A 17,225-nucleotide genomic window follows, 5' to 3' on the forward strand; every position below is an offset into this window, starting at 1 on the left:
TCAAGCGTTAAGAGAGACTTGCCGAACGGGAAACTTCTACCCTTTCCCTAGGGAATCCGGAAATCAACCGACGACGTCCTGCGGCACGGCGGTGAAGACGACATCGTCGCCTTCCTTGGCCACGGTCGCCCGCATGGCGGCGGCGCGCGCCAGGAGACCGGCATAGATCGGCTGGATCATATGCGCGTCCGGTGCCTGCTCGGGCAGGCGCCCGTCAAGAATCTGGTCCACGTTCGGCGGAATCCGGGCATTGGTGCCGGTGCAGGCCAGCCGGAAGGTCGGGGCGGTCGGGGCGCCTTCGACGGTGACGCGGATGGTGCCGCCGCGCGGAATGGCATGGGTGGCGATCAGAACCAGGTTGAGCAGCAGCTTGACCTTGTTCTTGGGCATCAGGACGCGCACGGCCGTCCACTCGATGTTGGCCTTCTCGCCGGACATGAAGTTGCGCGTGACCGCTTCGGCGTCGCCGAGATCGATCTCCGCGCCGGCCGAGCCGGCCGCCCCGAAGGCCAGACGCGCAAACTGGAGCTTGGCGGAGGCCTGGCGGGCGCTCTTCTTGATGAGGTCCATCGCGAAGCTGCGCATCTCCTCGCCGGTCTCCTCCTCCAGGACTTCGAGCCCGTTGGTGATGGCGCCGACCGGCGAGATGATGTCGTGACAGACGCGGCTGGCAAGAAGTGCCGCGAGATCGAGCGCGGCGATGTCGGCGGCGTCGGCCATGGCGGAAAACTCCGGAAGTGGGCTCTGGATCGGAAAAGGCGAGCCCGATTCGCCCGAATCGGGCGGATGAGGTCAGTTTTGAGATACAGGCTCGCCGTCGGAATTCAAAGCGCGCCACGCCGCCAATCCACGGACCCGGGCTCTGCCGCCGCTCAGGGCAGCTGCCGCGACAGGGCCGGCCAGGCGGCCTCGGCCTTGGCCACGGCACCGTCCGGATCGAGCATGAAGGCGGCCCGTTGGGCGGGCGACAGGAACAGGTAGAGCCGGTCGCGGAAGATCACCCAGACATTCGGCGCCGCTTCGGCAAGGAAGCCGCGGCCGAGCTGGAAGGCACAATAGCCGGAGAAGCGCGGCGCGTAGATCTCCGGTGCGTCCTTGAAGGCGGCCTGATTGCCCTCGTTGGCGAAACGCCAGGCGGCGCCGCGCCAGTCCAGTTCCAGATCCTGGCGGCCTTCGATCGGCTTGCCGTCGGTGAAGAAGGCAACCGGGTCCAGGCCGCCGAGCGCCAGGCCGGTCAGCGGGTCGGCGAAGACCTTCGGGATCCGCGGAACCGTCTCGACCTTCTCCAGCTTCGGCAGGGGCGGCGGCGGCGGTTTCTCGGGTGGCGGCGGTGGCTCCGGAGCGGCCGGCTTGGTCTCGCCGTGCCCGCCGCCGTGACTGGGCTCGGCAGCCCACACGGCGGGTCCGGCGACCAGGAGCGTTCCGGCGAGCGCGAAGGTGCGAAAGCAGCCGGCAACCTCCCGTAACCATGGCGTCGCCTGAATTCCGCTAAAGTCTGCCATATTGATTCGGCCTGCCGTCATTCACGCCCAATGTCCGGAACTGTCGGGATCGGCTTCCCGGCATGCCGGGCATTCCAGACCCGGAGGCCCGACCTCCGGAACGGGAAGGGTGGCAGGAAGACATGAGGCCTCCGTTAAGGCAGGCCCAACCGGAATGCTCTGCGACACCACGAGGTCCTCCATGGCTCGCCCTTGGCTCACGACTATCCTTGCCGCCGTCGCGGCCCTCTTCGCTCTCGCGGCGGCTCCTGCCGGCGCCCAGTCGGGTCCGCCCGGCGGCAGCTACAGCTCCAACGAACTCATCTCCACCGGACACCGCTTCTTCGGCACCGTCTCGGGCGGCCTCGCCACCGTGATCGAGAAGGCGGTCGCCCAGTATGGCCAGCCGAACGGTTACATTCTCGGTGAGGAGGGTTCGGGTGCGATCGGGGCCGGCCTGCGCTACGGCGAGGGCACGCTGCATACCCGCGACCAGGGCCAGCACCGCATCTTCTGGCAGGGCCCGTCCCTCGGCTGGGACATCGGCGGCGAAGGCGCCCGGACGATGATGCTGGTCTACAACCTGCCGGCCGTCGGGGCGATCTACAACCGCTTCGGCGGTGTCGACGGCTCCGCCTATTTCATCGGCGGCTTCGGCATGACGGCGCTGGTCAACAACAACGTCTATGTCGTGCCGGTCCGCGCCGGCGTCGGCATGCGCCTCGGCGTGGCGCTCGGCTATCTGAAGTTCACGCCCACCGCCACCTGGAACCCCTTCTGATCCCCAAGGAGCGGGGCCGGCGGATTTTCCTCAAGAGGTCGAACGCCGTCGCGGATGGACGTGCCGTCCGCTGCCCGGCATGCTAATCATCGAAACCGAGCCACGGCCGGCGGCCGCTGCAGGGGCGGCCGGCGCGGTGACCGGCCCCTCGTGCGACCGTCCGACTTTGGCGGCCGTGTGATGCGGCGCCCGGGCCGGCTCGGTGACGGCGCAAAGCTTGGCTCCTCTGGCGGAGTGACCAGACTTGATCGAATCGGCCCTCTTCTTCGCCCTCGGGTTCCTGGTCGCGGGGCTGATCGCCCTGATGATCATGCCGAGCTTCTGGCGCCGGGCCGTTCGCCTGACCCGCCTGCGCATCGAAGCCTCGACGCCGCTCAGTCTCGCCGAGATCAAGGCGAACCGGGACCAGATGCGCGCCGAATTCGCGCGCGAGACCCGCCGGCTGGAGATGGCCGCGGCGGAACTTCGGCGCCGCGCCGCCGAGCGGCAGATCGAGGCGGCACGTGCGCGCGATCAGGTCGCGGCGATCGCCGGCGAACGCGACCGGATCGCCGCGCAATTGGCGGCCGTCGAAGCGGATCTCGCGGCGCGCCGGGATGATTTCGACAATGCCCGCGCCATTCTCGACCACAGCCGGCACCAGGGCGAGAGCCAGATTCACGAGGTCAACGACCTCAAGATCCGGCTTGCCGACCTGATCGCGGAGGCGGACGCCCGCAAGGTCGAGACGGCGGCGCTGCGGACCACCATCCAGGCCCTGGAGGCCAAGGCCGGTCATCTCGGCGACGATCGCAAGCAGGCGATCTACCGGGCCGAAGTCGCCGAGGCCGAGATCGCGAAGCGGGATGTGCTGATTGCCGACGAACGGGACAGGATCAAGCGCATCGAGAGCGCACTCGCCGAACGCGCCAAGGATCTGACCACCAAGTCCGACCGGCTGACCAAGGCCGAGGCGCGGATCGCGGTGCTCGACGCCGAAGCGGCGCGGTTGCGCGAGGCGCTGGCGGCGGCGTCGGCCGGTCCGGGCGACAACCTGACCCGCACCATGGAAGGCCTGGAACGGGCCAATGCCGATCTGGAGGCCCGTCTCTCGGCCCTGACGGCGGACCGCGACGCGCTGGCCGACCGGCTCGCCCTTCTCCAGCCGGGTCCCGACGGGTCCGCCAACGAGATCCTGCGCGACCGGCTGGCGGATCTCGCCGCGCGAATCGTCGACATGACCGCCAAGGCCGAGGGACCCGACTCGGCCATCACGCGCATCCTGGCCGACGCCCCGGACCGGGCTCCGCCGCCCCCGACATCGCCGTCGGCTTCCGCACCGCCGGCGCCACCCACGAAGGGGGGCGGCAAGCGCAAACGCCGCGGCCTGGCGGAACGGATTCGCGAACTGAAGCCAAACGATCCCGCAGGCGCGCCGCCGGCCGCCTGAGCGCGTCCGGACCGAATCCGTTCGTCTCGCGTGGAACTCAGCGCGCGTCGCCCCGGCGCAGCGCTTCCAGTTCGGCGATGCGCTGGTCGGCGATCGGACCGAGCCGCTCGGTGACGGCGGCGATTAGCGCCTCGGCGAGCGTCAGCAACGCGACCGAACTGTCCCAGCGCGACGGCACCGCGATTCGGCCGGCCAGGACATGTTCGGCATGGCGGGCGACCGGGGACAGCCACTGATCGGTGACCAGCAGAATGGTCACGCCGCGCGCCGCGGCAGCCTCCGCGAAGGCCACGACATCCTCCTGATAGCGCCGGATATCGAACACGACCAGCACGTCGCGCCGGTTCATGTCGAGGAGATGGTCGCGCCAGACGCCGGTCCGGCTACCGACATGCTCGACCCGCGGCCGCACGATGGCCAGATGGGCGGCCATGTAACCGGCCAGCGCATCGGTGAAGCGGCCGCCGATCAGGTGGATGGCGCGGCGGGTATCGGCGACCAGATCGACCGCCGCGTCGAACTCGGTCGGCGGCAGGTGCCGCCGGGTCTGCTGGAGATTGTCGACGACGGCGGTCGCGAAGCGGTCGAAGGCGCTCGGCGGTGCGCCGCGGCTGCCGGGACCGGCGGCCTTGACCAGCGGCGAGGCCCATTGCGCCTCCAACTCGCCGCGCAGGGCGCGCTGGAAATCCGGATAGCCGGCAAATCCAAGCTTGGCGACGAATCGCAGCACCGTCGGCGCGCTGACGCCGGCGCGGTCGGCGAATTCGGCGACCGGGGCGAGCCCTGCGGCCGGATAGTTGGCGAGCAGCGCATGGGCCGCCTTGCGCTCGGTCGCCGTCATCGCCTCCAGGCGGTCGCGCACCGCCTCGGCGACCGACCCGCCTTCGTCATGGATGTCCGACATGACGCTCCCCCCAACGCGATCCCACGTCCATGTTCCCCCGACGATCCGAATCCCGCGTCGCACCGCCAGCTTACGGCACATTCGCCCGGTGCGGTCGACCCTTCACCCACCGCCGAACGAGCCGTCGGCGCCCGTCGCCCCCGGCTGGGAGACGCGCAGTTCGCCTTCCGCCGCACGATCGGGGTGCCGGTTTCCAGAGATGGTTCGCCGGCGCAATACTGAAACCGAAATTCCGAATTTGACAAAACGATTTCCCGTGTAATGAATAATACAGCCCTGCAGGGATCGGGGTTCCAGGATGCGATGCCGATGCGACCGTGCCGGAGGGCTGCGGGGCCGGGCTGCCTCGTGCGGCCGGACGGACCTTTCATGTCCGCGCGCCGGCCGGCCTGGACATCGGACCCGTCCGGATATCGGACCCGTGTGCACATCGGATCGGAGAGGCGCGTGACGGAAGCCGAACCCGCGGACCTGGACATTTCGGAGCGCGGCGGCGCGGCTGCGGTGATCGAGCGCCCCGAGGGTGCCGGACGCTGGCTGCTCCTCTGCGATCACGCCTCCAACCGCCTGCCCGCCCGCTACGGCACGCTCGGCCTCGGCGCCGCCGACCTGACCCGGCATTTCGCCTGGGACCCGGGCGCCCGCGGCATCGCCCGCCGGATGGCCGAACGGCTCGATGCGGCCCTGGTGCTGTCGACCGTGTCGCGCCTGGTGATCGACTGCAACCGCCTGCCGAGCGACCCGGATTCGATCGTCGCGATCGGCGAGACGACGCCGGTTCCGGGCAATGCGACGGTCGATGCGGCCGAGCGCGACCGCCGTGTGGCGGAAGCCTACACGCCCTATCACGAGGCCATCGAGACGGCGCTCGCCCGGCGCCCGGCGCAGTCCGGCGCCGTCTCGCTCTGCGCGGTGCATACCTTCACGCCCGTGATGCGCGGCGTGGCACGGCCCTGGCATGTCGGGATCGTCCATCACCCCGGCGATGCGCTGGCCGATCGCGTGATCGCGATCCTGAAGCGCGAACCGGGGCTCGTCGTCGGCGACAACGAGCCCTATGCCCCGGCCGACCGCGTCTATCATACGCTCGACCGGCACGGCACCGTCCGCGGCCTGGCGACCATCATGATCGAGGTCCGCAACGACCTCGCCACCACCGACGAGGAGGAACGCCGCTGGGGCGACCGCCTCGCCGCCGCTCTCGACGAGGCCCTTGGGGCGTCGCCGGGCGCATGAAGCGGGTCCCGCCCTCGACAAGGGAGCGGGACGCCTGACGGAGGAAGTGCAGGGAAGCACATTCGGAGCCAATCGACACGGGGGTCAATTTCATGAGCAGCCTGGACGCGGACCAATATTCCGATCGCGACAAGAAGGAAGACGTGCACATCCTCCATTCCATGGGCTATGCCCAGGAACTGGAACGGCGGATGAGCCGCTTCTCCAACTTCGCCATCTCCTTCTCGATCATCTGCATCCTGTCCGGCGGCATCAATTCGCTGGCCCAGGCGACCTCGGGCGCCGGCGGCGCGGCGATCGGCTACGGCTGGCCGCTCGGCTGCCTGATCTCCGGCGTCTTCGCCCTGGCGATGGCGCAGATCGCTTCGGCCTATCCGACGGCCGGCGGCCTCTATCACTGGGGTTCGATCCTCGGCAACCGCTTCACCGGCTGGGTCACCGCCTGGCTCAATCTGCTCGGCCTGGTCACCGTGCTCGGCGCCATCAACACCGGCACCTGGGGCTTCTTCGCCGGCTCGATCGCGCCCTGGTTCGACATCGTCACCGATACGACGACCTCGGCCGGTTTCCGCAACCAGATCGTCTTCGTGGCGGCGATCACCTTCGTGCAGGCGCTGATCAACCATTTCGGCATCCGCCTGACCGCCAAGCTGACCGACTTCTCCGGCTACCTGATCTTCGCCACGGCGATCGTGCTGACGGTCGTGCTGCTGTTCGGCGTCAAGACCTGGGACCTCCAGCGCCTGTTCACCTTCACCAACTATTCCGGACTGCCGGAAGGCGATGCGCCGGTCTGGCCGAAGGGCGACAACGTCTGGTACGTCTTCGCGCTCGGCCTGCTGCTGCCGATCTATACGATCACCGGCTACGACGCCTCCGCGCATACTTCGGAAGAGACCCAGAAGGCCGCCCATTCGGTGCCGGCCGGCATCGTCTCGTCGGTCTGGTGGTCGTTCCTGTTCGGCTACCTGATGCTGTGCGCCTTCGTGCTCGCGATTCCCGACATGAACGAGGCCGCCAAGCAGGGCTGGAACGTCTTCTTCTGGACCATGGATTCGGCCACCCACCCGATGGTCGCCAAGGCGCTCTACATCGCCATCTTCGTCGCCCAGTTCCTGTGCGGCCTGGCGACCGTCACCTCGGTGTCGCGCATGATCTTCGCCTTCGCCCGCGACGGCGGCCTGCCGGCCTCCGGATTGCTTTCGAAGGTCAGCCCGGCCCATCGCACGCCGGTGGCTGCGATCTGGACCGGCTCGCTCCTGGCGGTCCTGTTCGTCTGGGGCGCCTCGCTGGTCACCATCGCCGGTTCCTCGGCCTATACGATCGTGGTGTCCTGCACGGTCATCTTCCTGTTCATCTCCTTCACCATTCCGATCGCGCTCGGCATGGTGGTCTACGGCACGGCGAAGTGGCCGAAGCCGGGACCGTGGAACATGGGCGGCTTCCTGTTCCGCATCGTCGCCTTCCTGTCGGTCGTGGCCATGGTGGCGATCTTCGTGATCGGCATCCAGCCGCCGAACGACTGGGCGCTCTACATCACCGTCGGCTTCCTGCTGCTGACCGCGATCGTGTGGATCGCCTTCGAGAACAAGCGCTTCCAGGGCCCGCCGATCGGCGACATGATCGCCAAGCGGCAGCGCGACATACGGGAAGCCGAGAAGGCCGTGGGCGAGATCTGAGCCTGACCCGACCTTGCGCGGGACGGGTTCGCCCCCGTCCCTCCGCCTCCGACCCTTGACCGTCCCATCCGACGCCCGCCGTCGGCAGCGAACCCGAGACGACCATGACCGAGACGAGCCCGATCCGGACCGCCGAAGACGCCGCCCGCTACATCCGCGAACGCGACATTCCCTACGTCAAGGTCGGGGTCTTCGACACGGACGGGATCATGCGCGGCAAGTACATGGCGCGCGACAAGTTCCTGTCGGCGCTGGAGAAAGGCTTCGGCTTCTGCGACGTGGTGCTCGGCTGGGATTCCAACGACCAACTCTACGACAACGTCACCCTGACCGGCTGGCACACCGCCTATCCGGACGCCGAGGTGCGCGTCGTGCCGCAGTCCATGCGCACGATTCCCTTCGAGGAGAACGTGCCGCTGTTCCTGGCCGAATTCGCCGGCGCCCACGAGGCGGCCTGCCCGCGCGGCACGCTGCGCCGGGTGCTCGACCGCGCCGCGAGCCACGGCTACGGCGTGATGAGCGCGGTCGAGTTCGAGTTCTTCGTCTTCGACGAGACGCCGCATTCGGTGCGCGAGAAGAAATACAAGAACCTGACAAACATCACGCCGGGCTTCTACGGCTATTCCATGCTGCGCTCGAGCGTGCATGCCGAATTCTATCAGGAACTGCTCGACACCGCCCGGCTGATGGATTTCGAGATCGAGGGCCTGCACACCGAGACCGGCCCGGGCGTGCTCGAAGCCGCGATCCGGGTCGACAGCGCGCTGGCGGCCGCCGACAAGGCCGCACTCTTCAAGACCTACACCAAGATCCTCGCCCAGCGGCGCGGCTGGATGGCGACCTTCATGGCCAAGTGGTCGAAGGACTGGCCCGGCCAGTCCGGCCATATCCACTGCTCGCTGACCAAGGACGGCAAGGGCGTGTTCCACGACCCCTCCAAGCCGCACGGCATTTCCGACACCATGCGCTGGTGGATCGGCGGCCAGCAGGCCCTGCTCCCTGAACTGCTCGCGATGGTGGCCTGCACGGTCAACAGCTACACCCGCCTGATCCCTGGCTTCTGGGCGCCGACCGACGCCACCTGGGGCGTCGAGAACCGCACCTGCGCGCTGCGCGCCATACCGGGCTCGGAGAAGTCGCAGCGCGTCGAGTTCCGCATCGCCGCCGCCGACATCAATCCCTATATCGCGCTCGCCGCCGCGATCGGCGCCGGCCTGTGGGGCATCGAGAACCGGATCGAGCCGGATGCGCCGGTGGTCGGCAATTCCTATGCGAAGAAGCACCCGGCCAAGCGCCAGCTGCCGCGCACGCTGTGGGATTCGGCCCAGCGCCTGAAGGCCTCGAAGGCCGCCCGCTCGCTGTTCGGCGACACCTTCGTCGACCATTATGCCGCCACGCGCGAATGGGAAGAGCGCGAGTTCCGCCGCGCCATCACCGATTGGGAGATGGAGCGCTACTTCGAGATCATCTGATCGATCCCGTCGCCGCCCTGGGGCGCGGCCTTCGGGCCGCCCCTCCGCCACGCCGCTTCGCGCCGGCCTCCCCCGCCCGGCCCCTTGCGAAGACCATCGAGGTTCCGACATGTCCGCCAGAATCCAGTGCATCTCCCCCGTCGACGGCAGCCTCTATGTCGACCGCCCCGTCGCCACGCCGAGCGAGATCGACGCGGCGCTCGCCCGCGCCCGCGCCGCCCAGAAGGCCTGGCGCCGGGTCCCGGTCGGCGAGCGCGCCCGCCTCGTCGGCGGGCTGGTCGAGGCCATGAAGGCGATGGGCAACCGGATCGGCGAGGAACTCGCCTGGCAGATGGGCCGCCCGATCCGCTACGGCCAGGGCGAGCTGCGCGGTGTCGAGGAGCGCACCACCTACATGGTCGGCATCGCCGAGGAAGCGCTCGCCCCGGTGCTGCCGAAGGACGTGCGCCCCGGCTTCGAGCGCTACGTCACGCGCGATCCACTCGGCATCGTCTTCACCATCGCCCCGTGGAACTATCCCTATCTGACGACCGTCAACTCGGTCGTCCCGGCGCTGATCGCCGGCAATGCGGTGATCCTGAAGCATGCCGCGCAGACGCTCCTGGTCGGCGACCGCTTCCAGGAGGCCTTCGACCGGATCGGCCTGCCGGCCGGCCTGTTCCAGCACCTCGTCCTGTCGCACGACCAGACCATCGGGATTATCGCGGGCGGCCACGTCAACCATGTCGCCTTCACCGGCTCGGTCCCGGCCGGCCGCGCCATCGAGCGCGCCTGCGCCGGCACCTTCACGACCTGCGGCCTGGAGCTCGGCGGCAAGGACCCGGCCTATGTGATGGCCGACGCCAACCTGCCCTTCGCGGTCGAGAACCTGGTCGACGGCGCCTTCTTCAATTCCGGACAATGCTGCTGCGGCATCGAGCGCATCTATGTCCACGAGAGCCTCTATGACGGCTTCGTGCAGGGCTTCGTCGACCTGACCGCGAAATACGTGCTCGGCAGCCCGCTCTCCGCTGACACCACCCTCGGCCCGATGGCGCGCACCAACCTCGCCGACGTGGTCCGCCGCCAGACCGCCGAGGCGATCGCCGCCGGGGCCACCGCGCATCTCGATCCGAAGACCTTCCCGGAAAACCGCGACGGCTCGCCCTATCTGGCGCCGCAGGTGCTGACCGGGGTCGGCCACACCATGAGCGTGATGACGGAGGAGAGCTTCGGCCCGGTCGTCGGCATCATGAAGGTCAAGGACGACGCCGAGGCGATCGGGCTGATGAACGACAGCCCCTACGGCCTGACCGCCTCGATCTGGACCGAGGACGCGGCCGCCGCCAAGCGCGTCGGCGCGGAGGTCGAGACCGGCACGGTCTACATGAACCGCTGCGACTATCTCGATCCGGGCCTGGTCTGGACCGGCGTCAAGGATACCGGCCACGGCGCCGCCCTGTCGGCGATCGGCTACGACGCCTTGACCCGCCCGAAGAGCTACCACCTGCGCCTGACCACGAACTGAGCTGACGGCCGCCGGCCCGGCGGCCGAACCTCCCCCTTTTCGAAGAGACGCCCATGACGCTCCGCGCCAACTGGAACTACCCGACCGCCATCCGCTTCGGCGCCGGCCGCATCGCCGAGCTTGCCGATGCGCTCGCCGTCGCCGGCATCGCCCGTCCGCTGCTGGTCACCGATCCGGGCATCGCCCGGCTGCCGATGCTCGCCAAGGTGCTCGACGGCCTCGCCGCGGCCGGCCGCCCGGCCCTGGTCTTCTCCGACGTGAAGCCGAACCCGGTCGAATCCAACATCGCCGCCGGCGTCGCCGCCTACAAGGCCGGCGGCCATGACGGCGTGATCGCCTTCGGCGGCGGCTCGGCGCTCGACGCCGGCAAGGTCATCGCCTTCATGACCGGCCAGACCCGGCCGATGTGGGACTTCGAGGATATCGGCGACTGGTACACCCGCGCCGATCCGGCCGGCATCGCACCGGTCGTCGCCGTGCCGACCACGGCCGGCACCGGCTCGGAGGTCGGTCGCGCCGGCGTCATCACCAACGAGGCGTCGCACACCAAGAAGGTCATCTTCCATCCGAAGATGATGCCGATCGTCACCATCTGCGATCCGGAACTGACCGTCGGCCTGCCGGCCTTCCTGACCGCCGGCACCGGCATGGACGCGCTCGCCCATTGCCTGGAGGCCTATTGCGCGCCGGGCTATCACCCGATGGCCGAGGGCATCGCGGTCGAGGGCATGCGGCTGGTCAAGGAGTACCTGCCGCGCGCCGTCAAGGACGGCACCGATCTGGAAGCCCGCGCCCACATGATGTCGGCCGCCGCCATGGGGGCGACCGCCTTCCAGAAGGGCCTCGGCGGCATCCATGCCCTGAGCCATCCGGTCGGCGCGCTCTACGACACCCATCACGGCATGACCAATGCCGTGTTCATGCCCTACGTGCTGTTCTTCAACAAGAAGGCCATCAAGGACAAGATGGAGCGGCTCGCCCGCTGGCTCGACCTGGAGCGCGGCAACTTCGCCGCCGTGATGGACTGGGTGCTGGAGCTGCGCGAAGAGATCGGCGTGCCGCACACGCTGGCCGGCCTCAAGGTCGACGACGCCAAGGCCGACCTGATCGCCGAAATGGCCATCGTCGACCCGACCGCCGGCGGCAACCCGATCCCGCTCGACAAGGCCGGCGCGCTCGAGATCTTCGAGAACGCCATCCAGGGCGACGTGAAGAGCAAGATCGACTGATCGCGCCGGGCGGCGGCCCGACGAGGCACCGCCGCCCCCTCTTCTCGTCCGCCCCCTCGCCCGCACGGGTCGCCCCCCTGCCCTCTTGGCTTCTGTCAGCACCGGAGCGCCGCACCGCATGACCGACCTCGCAGCCCGCGCCGCGTCGCTCGCCTGCTGGTCGGGCCCGGTCAGCCCACGCCCGCTCTCCGGCGGCATGACCAACGCCAATTTCGTCGTCGAGGATCGCGGCGCGCGCTATGTCGTGCGCATCGGCGGCGACATTCCCCATCACGGCATCCTGCGCCGCAACGAGCTCGCCGCCAGCCGGGCCGCCGCCGAGATCGGCGTCTCGCCGCCGGTCTTCCATGTCGAGCCGGGCGCCCTGGTGGTCGGTTTCATCGACGGCCGCACCTTCAGACCTGAGGACGTGCGCGATCCGGCCAACCTGCCGCGCCTCGTCGATCTCGTCCGCCGCGCCCATACCGGGATCCCGAAGGCGCTGCGCGGTCCGGCGCCTTTGTTCTGGGTGTTCCATGTCCTGCGCGACTACGCACACACGCTGCGCGAGGCCGGCAGCCGGCATGCCGCGGCGCTGCCCGGGCTGATGGCCGATGCCGACCGGTTCGAGCTCGCTGTCGGGCCGGTCGACCTGATCTTCGGCCACAACGACCTGCTCGCCGCCAATGTCATCGACGACGGAAACCGGCTCTGGCTGGTCGACTGGGACTATGCTGGCTTCAACTCGCCGCTGTTCGATCTGGGCGGCCTCGCCTCGAATTCCGAGCTCGCTCCCGAAGCGTGCCGGGCGCTGATCGAGGCCTATTTCGAGCGTCCGCTCGACGACGCCCTCGCCTACCGCTTCGCCGCCATGACGGCCGCCTCGCTGCTGCGCGAAACGCTCTGGAGCATGGTCTCCGAGATCGCCAGCACGCTCGACTTCGACTACGCCGCCTACACGGCCGAGAATTTCGCCCGCTACGAGATCGCCCGCGCGGCCTTCGCCGCCATGGAGTCCGCATGACCGACCTCCCCTCCTCGGCCAAGATCGTCATCATCGGCGGCGGCATCGTCGGCTGTTCCACCGCCCTGCATCTCGGGCGGATGGGCCAGACCGACGTGATCCTGCTGGAACGCGGCCGGCTCACCTCCGGATCGACCTGGCACGCCGCCGGTCTGGTCGGCCAGCTCCGGACATCCGCCAACATCACCCGGCTGCTCGGCTATTCGGTCGATCTCTACAACCGCCTGGAGGCCGAGACCGGCCAGGCGACCGGCTGGAAGCGCAATGGCGGGCTCCGCCTCGCCTGCCGGCCGGAACGGATGATCGAGGTCAAGCGCCAGGCGACCACGGCACGCTCCTTCGGCCTCGACATGCATGTCATCTCGCCGAAGGAGGCGCAGGAGCTCTGGCCCCTGATGCAGGTCGACGACGTGGTCGGCGCCGCCTTCCTGCCGACCGACGGCCAGGCCTCGCCCTCCGACATCTCCGCAGCCCTCGCCAAGGGCGCCCGCATGGCCGGCGTGACCATCCGCGAGGGTGTCGCCGTCACCGGGATCGCGGTCGAGAATGGCCGGGTCGTCGCCGTTGAGACCGACCAGGGCCGCATCGCCTGCGAGAAGGTGGTCATCTGCGCCGGCCAGTGGGCGCGCGCGGTCGGCCGCATGGCCGGCGTCAACGTGCCTCTGGTCTCGATCCAGCATCAGTATGTCATCACCGAGCGCATTGCCGGCGTGACCCCGACCCTGCCGACGCTGCGCGATCCCGACCGGCTGACCTACTGGAAGGAGGAGGTCGGCGGGCTGGTGATGGGCGGCTACGAGCCCAACCCGAAGCTCTGGGACGTCGATCCGCCGCCCTCGCCGTTCGAGTTCCAGCTGCTGCAGCCGGATTTCGATCATTTCGAGCCGATCATGGAACTGGCGCTCGGCCGCGTGCCGGCGCTCGCCGAGGCCGGCATCAAGCAGATGATCAACGGGCCGGAGAGCTTCACGCCGGACGGCAACTTCATCCTCGGCGAGGCGCCGGAGGTGAAGAACGTTTTCGTCGGTGCCGGCTTCAACGCCTTCGGCATCGCGTCCGGCGGCGGCGCCGGCATGGCGCTGGCCGAATGGGTCGCCACCGGCACGCCGCCCTTCGACCTGTGGACCGTCGACATCCGCCGCTTCGGCCGCAACCATCACGATCTCGACTGGCTGCGCACCCGGACCATGGAGGCCTATGGCCGCCACTACACGATGGCCTGGCCGTCCGAGGAGCCCGAGGCCGGCCGACCGTTGCGCCGCTCGCCGCTCTACGACCGCCTGAAACAGGCCGGTGCCTGTTTCGGCGAGAAGCTCGGCTGGGAGCGTCCGAACTGGTTCGCCGATGCGGCCGCCAACGAGGAGCCGGTCGACCGCTATTCCTTCGAGCGCCCGAACTGGTTCGCCGCGGTGGCGCGCGAACACAAGGCGGCGCGCGACAGCGCGGTTCTGTTCGACCAGACCAGCTTCGCCAAGTTCGAGCTGGTCGGCCCCGATGCCGAGGCCGCGCTGTCCTGGATCTGCGCCAACGATGTCGCCAAGCCGGCCGGCCGCATCGTCTATACCCAGATGCTGAATGCCCGCGGCGGCATCGAGGCCGATGTGACCGTCACCCGGCTGGCGGCCGACCGCTACCTGATCGTCACCGGCACCGGCTTCGCCACCCACGATTTCCACTGGATCGCCGGCAACATCCCGGACGGGCTCGACGCCCGGCTGATCGACGTGACCTCGGCCCAGGCCGTGCTGGTGCTGATGGGGCCGCTGTCGCGCGCCATCCTGGAGACGCTGACCCGGGACGACATCTCCCACGCCGCCTTCCCGTTCGGACGCGCCAGGCGGCTCTCGGTGGCCGGCTGTCCGGTGCTGGCGCTGCGCGTCACCTATGTCGGCGAACTCGGCTGGGAACTGCATGTGCCGGTCGAATTCGCCGCCACCCTCTACGATGCGCTGCATTTTGCCGGCGACCCCTACGGCCTCGCCGATGCCGGCTACCGGGCGATCGAGACGCTCCGGCTGGAGAAGGGATACCGCGCCTGGGGGGCGGAGATCGGGCCGGATCACTCGCCGCTGGTCGCCGGCCTCGGCGGCTTCGTCAAGCTGAAGAGTGCCATCCCGTTCCTCGGCCGCGCGGCCCTGGAGGCCCAGGCGGCCACGCCGCTGCCGCGTCTGCTCGCCGGCTTCTCGGCCGATCCCACCGTCACGCTGCTCGGCCGGGAGACGATCTACCGCGACGGGGAGCGCGTCGGCTGGCTCGCCAGCGGCGGCTTCGGCCACACGGTCGGACGCGCGCTCGGCTACGGCTATGTCCGGCGGGCGGAAGGCGTCGACCGCGATTTTGTTCTTTCGGGCCGCTACGAACTGGACGTCGCCGGCGAGCGGGTGCCGGCAGAGGCGTTCCTGGAGCCGCCCTACGATCCGACCGGAATCAGAATCCGCGCATGATTAAGGCGCGGATCGCCTTCGGACTGGAGCCAATTCAAGGTGGGGAAGAAAGGCGGGCGGCCGATGCCGCCATTCGGGGAATGAAATTCCCGATTTCATCCCTTGTATGGAAAGTGCCTGCACCGATACCCGTGCTTTCCTGCTGAAATCGATCCCGGACCCCATTGCGCAGCTTGTCCGGTTGGGATTTGATCATCCGATCAGACGGGGGTGCCATGCATCCCCGGCATAGACGCGGCGGGCGCCCCGCCCGCCAGGAATCCGTCCGGACGGCGTTGCAAGCGACCGGTCCGCGACCATCGAGCTTCGAGCGAGGGAGAGCCGTTCCATGAAGTCAGTCCTGAAAACAGGCGTACTGGCCCTGTTTGCCGCCGCCATGCTGGGCGGTACCGCGGCCAGCGCGAAGACCCTGGTCTATTGCTCGGAAGGCAGCCCGGAGAACTTCACCCCGGCTCTCAACACGACCGGCACCTCCTTCGACGCGGCCCGTCCGGTCTACAACCAGCTCGTCGAGTTCGAGCGCGGCACCACGACCGTGGTCGGCGGCCTCGCCGAGAAGTGGGCCGTCTCCGAGGATGGCAAGACGATCACCTTCAATCTGCGCAAGGGCGTCAAGTTCCATTCCGGCGTGAACGGCTTCAAGCCGACCCGCGACTTCAACGCCGACGACGTGCTGTGGTCGTTCAATCGCCAGTGGAAGGATGATCATCCCTACCACAAGACCTCGGGCGGCAAATACGACTACTTCGACGACATGGACATGCCGAAGCTGCTCGAGTCGATCGAGAAGAAGGACGACTACACCGTCGTCATGAAGCTCAAGGAGGCCAACGCGCCGATCATGGCGAACCTCGCCATGGACTTCGGCACGATCCATTCGGCCGAATATGCCGACATGCTGCAGAAGGCCGGCAAGCTCGAGCAGCTCGACCAGATCCCGGTCGGCACCGGGCCGTTCCAGTTCGTCGCCTACCAGAAGGACGCGGTGATCCGCTACAAGGCCTTCGATGCCTATTGGGGCGGCAAGTCCAAGATCGACGATCTCGTCTTCGCCATCACGCCCGATCCGACCGCCCGCCTCGCCAAGCTGAAGAAGAACGAGTGCCAGGTCATGATCGCGCCGCGGCCGGCCGATCTTGAGGAGATCAAGAAGGACGCCAATCTCCAGCTCTTGAACCAGCCGGGCCTGAACATCGCCTACTGGGCCTTCAACACCCAGAAGGCGCCCTTCGACAAGAAGGAAGTCCGCCAGGCCTTCAACATGGCGATCGACAAGGCCGCCATCATCCGCGACGTGTACCAGGGCGCCGGCCAGGCCGCGAAGAACCTGATCCCGCCGACTATCTGGTCCTATAACGACAGCGTGAAGGACTATCCGTTCGATCCGGCCAAGGCCAAGGCCATGCTGGAGGCGGCCGGCGTCAAGACGCCGCTCGAGATCGACCTGTGGTGGATGCCGGTTCAGCGTCCGTACAATCCGAACGCCAAGCGCATCGCCGAGATGATGCAATCCGATCTCGCCAAGCTCGGCATCAACGCCAAGCTGGTCTCCTACGAATGGGGCGAGTATCGCAAGCGCATGCAGCAGGGCGAGCACCTGACCGGCCAGCTCGGTTGGACCGGCGACAACGGCGATCCGGACAACTTCTTCTTCCTGCGCGGCTGCACCGGCGCCCGCCCGGGCGGTCAGAACCTGACCAAGTGGTGCAACAAGGAGTTCGAGGATCGCCTGACCAAGGCGCGCGGCATTTCCGACGTGAAGGAGCGCACCAAGCTCTACGAGGAAATGCAGGCGATCATGAAGGAAGAGGCCCCGGACATGACCATCGCCCATTCGGTGGTCTACGAGCCGGTGCGCAAGGAAGTGAAGGGCTGGAAGATCTCGCCCTTCGGCCGGCATGAATTCTACGGCGTGGAACTGAACTGATCCCGATCCCGCCCGATGCATGAGGGAGGCCGGCGGGGGCGACCCTGCCGGCCTCTTTCGATACGGGACCCCGCCGGAGCGGACGGCGGACCGAATCTTGCTTTCCGACCGAAGACGCCGATCGAGGGAACCG

At 68.4% G+C, this 17,225-nt stretch carries 13 protein-coding genes; 10 read left to right on the forward strand and 3 right to left on the reverse strand.

Annotated elements, in window-relative coordinates:
* Positions 1-63: 63 nt before the first annotated feature.
* Together chpT and KL771_RS07365 are read right to left on the reverse strand one after the other, a co-directional pair.
* Positions 64-720 (reverse strand): histidine phosphotransferase ChpT, encoded by a 657-nt coding sequence (gene chpT, locus KL771_RS07360; protein ID WP_261967896.1) that lies wholly within the window; start codon positions 718-720, stop codon positions 64-66.
* Between the two features lie 152 nt (positions 721-872).
* Positions 873-1,502, reverse strand: a complete 630-nt coding sequence (locus tag KL771_RS07365) for a YHS domain-containing (seleno)protein (RefSeq protein WP_261967897.1) — start codon at positions 1,500-1,502, stop codon at positions 873-875.
* Positions 1,503-1,683: 181 nt separating this feature from the next.
* On the opposite strand from KL771_RS07365, the gene KL771_RS07370 reads away from it, so the two are divergent.
* The gene (locus tag KL771_RS07370) at positions 1,684-2,262 is read left to right on the forward strand and encodes a DUF1134 domain-containing protein (protein WP_261967898.1); all 579 of its coding nucleotides are present in this window, start codon (positions 1,684-1,686) and stop codon (positions 2,260-2,262) included.
* A 244-nt stretch (positions 2,263-2,506) separates the two neighbouring features.
* Complete coding sequence (locus tag KL771_RS07375) at positions 2,507-3,691, forward strand: hypothetical protein (RefSeq protein ID WP_261967899.1); 1,185 nt, start codon at positions 2,507-2,509, stop codon at positions 3,689-3,691.
* 37 nt (positions 3,692-3,728) lie between these two features.
* On the opposite strand, the gene KL771_RS07380 is transcribed toward KL771_RS07375, so the two are convergent.
* Positions 3,729-4,595 (reverse strand): MurR/RpiR family transcriptional regulator, encoded by an 867-nt coding sequence (locus tag KL771_RS07380; protein WP_261967900.1) that lies wholly within the window; start codon positions 4,593-4,595, stop codon positions 3,729-3,731.
* Between the two features lie 447 nt (positions 4,596-5,042).
* On the opposite strand from KL771_RS07380, the gene KL771_RS07385 reads away from it, so the two are divergent.
* The 8 genes from KL771_RS07385 (at position 5,043) to KL771_RS07420 (ending at position 17,092) form a co-directional block, all read left to right on the forward strand.
* Positions 5,043-5,831: an N-formylglutamate amidohydrolase gene (locus KL771_RS07385; RefSeq protein WP_261967901.1), complete on the forward strand. Its 789-nt coding sequence runs from the start codon at positions 5,043-5,045 to the stop codon at positions 5,829-5,831.
* A gap of 92 nt (positions 5,832-5,923) precedes the next feature.
* The gene (locus KL771_RS07390; RefSeq protein ID WP_261967902.1) at positions 5,924-7,510 is read left to right on the forward strand and encodes an amino acid permease; all 1,587 of its coding nucleotides are present in this window, start codon (positions 5,924-5,926) and stop codon (positions 7,508-7,510) included.
* Positions 7,511-7,614: 104 nt separating this feature from the next.
* Complete coding sequence (locus KL771_RS07395) at positions 7,615-8,982, forward strand: glutamine synthetase family protein (RefSeq protein WP_261967903.1); 1,368 nt, start codon at positions 7,615-7,617, stop codon at positions 8,980-8,982.
* A gap of 109 nt (positions 8,983-9,091) precedes the next feature.
* Positions 9,092-10,489, forward strand: coding sequence for an aldehyde dehydrogenase family protein (locus KL771_RS07400; protein WP_261967904.1), 1,398 nt, complete (start codon positions 9,092-9,094; stop codon positions 10,487-10,489).
* Positions 10,490-10,542: 53 nt separating this feature from the next.
* Positions 10,543-11,718 (forward strand): iron-containing alcohol dehydrogenase, encoded by a 1,176-nt coding sequence (locus tag KL771_RS07405; RefSeq protein WP_261967905.1) that lies wholly within the window; start codon positions 10,543-10,545, stop codon positions 11,716-11,718.
* A gap of 118 nt (positions 11,719-11,836) precedes the next feature.
* Positions 11,837-12,721, forward strand: a complete 885-nt coding sequence (locus KL771_RS07410; protein ID WP_261967906.1) for a choline kinase family protein — start codon at positions 11,837-11,839, stop codon at positions 12,719-12,721.
* A complete protein-coding gene (locus tag KL771_RS07415; RefSeq protein ID WP_261967907.1) occupies positions 12,718-15,165 on the forward strand; it encodes a GcvT family protein in 2,448 nt (815 codons plus the stop codon). Before KL771_RS07410 ends, KL771_RS07415 begins: the two co-directional genes overlap by 4 nt.
* A 328-nt stretch (positions 15,166-15,493) precedes the next feature.
* Positions 15,494-17,092: an ABC transporter substrate-binding protein gene (locus KL771_RS07420; RefSeq protein ID WP_261967908.1), complete on the forward strand. Its 1,599-nt coding sequence runs from the start codon at positions 15,494-15,496 to the stop codon at positions 17,090-17,092.
* Positions 17,093-17,225 lie beyond the last annotated feature (133 nt).

Source organism: Prosthecodimorpha staleyi, from assembly GCF_018729455.1.
GTDB lineage: Bacteria > Pseudomonadota > Alphaproteobacteria > Rhizobiales > Ancalomicrobiaceae > Prosthecodimorpha > Prosthecodimorpha staleyi.

Bases quoted from the DNA above. Each gene is read 5' to 3' on its own strand.
- chpT (WP_261967896.1), bottom strand. From the start codon at position 720: ATGGCCGACGCCGCCGACATCGCCGCGCTCGATCTCGCGGCACTTCTT.
- KL771_RS07365 (WP_261967897.1), bottom strand. From the start codon at position 1,502: ATGGCAGACTTTAGCGGAATTCAGGCGACGCCATGGTTACGGGAGGTT.
- KL771_RS07370 (WP_261967898.1), top strand. From the start codon at position 1,684: ATGGCTCGCCCTTGGCTCACGACTATCCTTGCCGCCGTCGCGGCCCTC.
- KL771_RS07380 (WP_261967900.1), bottom strand. From the start codon at position 4,595: ATGTCGGACATCCATGACGAAGGCGGGTCGGTCGCCGAGGCGGTGCGC.
- KL771_RS07390 (WP_261967902.1), top strand. From the start codon at position 5,924: ATGAGCAGCCTGGACGCGGACCAATATTCCGATCGCGACAAGAAGGAA.
- KL771_RS07395 (WP_261967903.1), top strand. From the start codon at position 7,615: ATGACCGAGACGAGCCCGATCCGGACCGCCGAAGACGCCGCCCGCTAC.
- KL771_RS07400 (WP_261967904.1), top strand. From the start codon at position 9,092: ATGTCCGCCAGAATCCAGTGCATCTCCCCCGTCGACGGCAGCCTCTAT.
- KL771_RS07405 (WP_261967905.1), top strand. From the start codon at position 10,543: ATGACGCTCCGCGCCAACTGGAACTACCCGACCGCCATCCGCTTCGGC.
- KL771_RS07410 (WP_261967906.1), top strand. From the start codon at position 11,837: ATGACCGACCTCGCAGCCCGCGCCGCGTCGCTCGCCTGCTGGTCGGGC.
- KL771_RS07415 (WP_261967907.1), top strand. From the start codon at position 12,718: ATGACCGACCTCCCCTCCTCGGCCAAGATCGTCATCATCGGCGGCGGC.
- KL771_RS07420 (WP_261967908.1), top strand. From the start codon at position 15,494: ATGAAGTCAGTCCTGAAAACAGGCGTACTGGCCCTGTTTGCCGCCGCC.